General features: G+C 70.1%; 5 protein-coding genes. 3 read left to right on the top strand and 2 right to left on the bottom strand.

Annotation, left to right across the window (positions count from 1 at the left end; translation table 11 throughout):
* Positions 1-473: PfkB family carbohydrate kinase (locus B4E30_RS13670; RefSeq protein ID WP_286795620.1), on the bottom strand; the 473-nt coding region annotated here is incomplete at its 3' end.
* An 89-nt stretch (positions 474-562) separates the two neighbouring features.
* Between B4E30_RS13670 and B4E30_RS13665 the strand changes: the two genes are divergently transcribed.
* From B4E30_RS13665 to B4E30_RS13655, 3 genes are all read left to right on the top strand, one after another.
* Positions 563-1,222 carry a transaldolase family protein gene (locus B4E30_RS13665; RefSeq protein ID WP_286795619.1) on the top strand — a complete coding sequence of 220 codons (660 nt, stop codon included), beginning with the start codon at positions 563-565 and terminating at the stop codon, positions 1,220-1,222.
* A gap of 81 nt (positions 1,223-1,303) precedes the next feature.
* The gene (locus B4E30_RS13660) at positions 1,304-1,717 is read left to right on the top strand and encodes a DUF6325 family protein (protein ID WP_071045452.1); all 414 of its coding nucleotides are present in this window, start codon (positions 1,304-1,306) and stop codon (positions 1,715-1,717) included.
* A gap of 18 nt (positions 1,718-1,735) precedes the next feature.
* On the top strand, positions 1,736-2,101 hold the full coding sequence (locus B4E30_RS13655) for an SHOCT domain-containing protein (RefSeq protein ID WP_286795618.1): 366 nt from the start codon (positions 1,736-1,738) through the stop codon (positions 2,099-2,101).
* A gap of 3 nt (positions 2,102-2,104) precedes the next feature.
* Here the strand turns inward: B4E30_RS13655 and B4E30_RS13650 are convergent.
* Positions 2,105-2,749: AI-2E family transporter (locus B4E30_RS13650; RefSeq protein ID WP_286795617.1), on the bottom strand; the 645-nt coding region annotated here is incomplete at its 5' end.

The following is a 2,749-nucleotide window of genomic DNA, read 5'->3' as shown; positions in this document are numbered from 1 at the left end:
CGAATGGCGTGCATCGCGAGCGGTGCGGGGATCTCCAGCTGCGTGAGGAGCACGGATGCCCTGCCGGCGAGCGCGTCCAGCCCGGCGTCGATCTGACCGGCGCTGAGCGCGGCGTTGGCGAGGGGCACCATGACGATGTCGTTCTGCGCCGAGGCATCGACGCGGATATGCGCGATGCCGGTCGGACCGGGAACGGTGCGCACGTGCGTCACGTCGACGCCCGCGTCGACGAGACCATCCATGATCATGTCGTGGAAGAGGTCGCTGCCGACGCACGCGACGAAGTGGGCCGCAGCGCCCGCGCGGCCCGCGGCGACGACCTGATTCGCGCCCTTGCCGCCGAGCACGAGGGTGAAGTCGTCGCCCAGGATCGTCTCACCGGGCACGGGCAAGCGCGTCGAGAACGTGGTGAGGTCGGCCGTGACGGATCCCACGACGACGACCCCGGGGAGAGCCTGCTGGTCATCGGTCATGGCACCACCTGCGTTTCTTTGACTGCGCCGTCAGCACTCCGCTACATTATCGGGGATTCCACCTGTAACGACAGGTTCGAGGGAGAAACATGACCACCGCTCCGGTCCTCTACGTCGACAGCGCCGACCTCGCCCTCGTCGGCGAGCTGCTGCGCGACGGCCTCGTCACGGGCGTGACGACCAACCCGACCATCCTCGAGCGCGGCGGGCATGCCCTCGACGCCCTCCCCGATCTGTACCAGCGGTGGGTCGACGAAGGCGCCTCCCAGGTCTTCTTCCAGACGTGGGGGGCGACGACCGAGGAGATGCTCACCAATGCCGCCTGGATCAGGGGCTTCGGCGACCGGGTCGCCGTGAAGGTGCCCGCGACCCGGGCGGGGTTCGCCGCGGTCACCTCCCTCGTGCAGGAGGACACGACGGTGCTCATCACCGCGGTCTACTCCGTCGCGCAGGCCCTGGCCGGTGCGGCCTACGGCGCGCGCTACCTCGCGCCCTACCTCGGACGCCTGCGTGATGCCGGCCTCGACGGCGACGCCCTCATCGGCGACATGCAAGCGGCCTGCGCCGGCGCCGACACGGATGTGCTCGCGGCGAGCCTGCGGTCTCCCGACGACATCGTGGGGCTGCGCCGGGCGGGAGTGTCCCACTTCACCGCGGCACCGCAGGTGGTCCTCGATCTGCTGACGGATGACATCAGCGACCGCTCGGCCGAGGAGTTCGAGGGCGCCATCGGCCGCATCCGCGGGTAGTTCCGGCCACGGTCGGTCTACCCTCGGTCGGGTCGGCGCGCTAGCCTCAGCGAGGATCCTTCCTCGTCAGAAAGGCGCACCATGCCCGCGTTCCGTTACGGCCCCGTCGAGCTCTACCTCGTCGGCTTCGAGGGCGAGCGCCCCGACGCCGGCACCATGGCCGCCCTGTCCGACCTGCTCGAGAGCGGACTGATGCGTCTGCTCGATCTCGTGCTGATCTCCAAGTCCGACGACGGCGACATCACGGTCACCGAGGTCGAGGCCGACGAGTTCGCGCTCGAGCTGCACGAAGTCGGCATCGCCGGCGAGGAGGACATCGCCGAGCTCGCCGAGCTCGTTCCGCCGGGAGGATCGGCGCTGCTGGTCGCCCTCGAGCTCAGCTATGCGCGCGAGCTCGCCGAGCGCCTCGACAGCGCCGGCGCCGTCGTGCTGAGCGCCGAGCGCATTCCGGCCCCGGTCGTCAACGCCGTCATGGATCTGGCCGACGAGGCCTGAGAAGCAGAAGGAGTCATCATGCCCATTCGCAGAGTCGGCCGTCCCGGTCTGATCGGTCTCGCCGCGCGCACCGCCGTCGTCGCCGGCACCGCCAGCGCCGTCAGCGGCGCCATGTCGAACAACCGCCAGCGCAAGCAGCAGTCGGAGTACGAGCAGCAGCAGTATCAGGCCGCGCAGCAGCAGGCCGCGATGCAGCAGGCGGCCCAGCAGGCCGTCGCCCAGCAGCAGGCGGCGGCTCCGGCCGCCGCCGCGGCCCCCGCCCCCGCCCCCGCGGCGGGCGGCGTCGACATCGTCGCCGAGCTGCAGAAGCTCGCCGCCCTCAAAGACGCCGGTGTGCTCTCCGACGCCGAGTTCGCCGCCGCGAAGGCGAAGCTCCTCGGCTGAGCCTCACCGCTTCTTCTTCGTCGCGATCCCCGTCGGTGCCTCACCGGCGGGGATCGCCGCATCCACATCCCCCGACAGCCAGCGCAGCCACCGCGTGCTCGGGTCGCCCTCGAGCACGAGCGCGCGCACCAGCAGGGTGAGCGGAATGGAGAGGATGGCGCCCAGGGGCCCGATGATGAAGGTCCAGAAGATGACCGAGAAGAAGCTCAGCGTCAGCGACAGGTTCACCGCGTCGCTGACGAACTTCGGCTGCACGAGCACCTGCAGGGTGACGTTCACGACGCAGTAGATCGCGATCACGACGAGCATCGTCGGCCAGCCGCCGACGACGAGGGCGAGGACCGCCGGCGGCACGAGACCGAGCACGAACCCGATGTTCGGCACGAAGTTCGTCACGAAGGCGAGAATCGCCCACACCATCGGGGCCGGGATGCCGAGCGCCCACAGCGCGAGCCCGTCGATCACGGCGACGATGAGACCGAACGCGGCGTTGACCACGTAGTAGCGGCGCACGCTGCGGTTGTAGGCCGCGAAGCGCCCGAGGGTCGGTCGGATGCCGGTGCCGAACGCCGTCTCGGCGCGCGAGTACCGCGACGCGTCGGCGGCCATGAAGATGACGTAGGCCAGCACGAAGAAGAACGCCGTGAG

The organism is Microbacterium sp. UBA3394, assembly GCF_002358725.1.
Lineage (GTDB): Bacteria > Actinomycetota > Actinomycetes > Actinomycetales > Microbacteriaceae > Microbacterium > Microbacterium luteum.
This window is presented reverse-complemented; position numbering and strand designations above follow the sequence as displayed.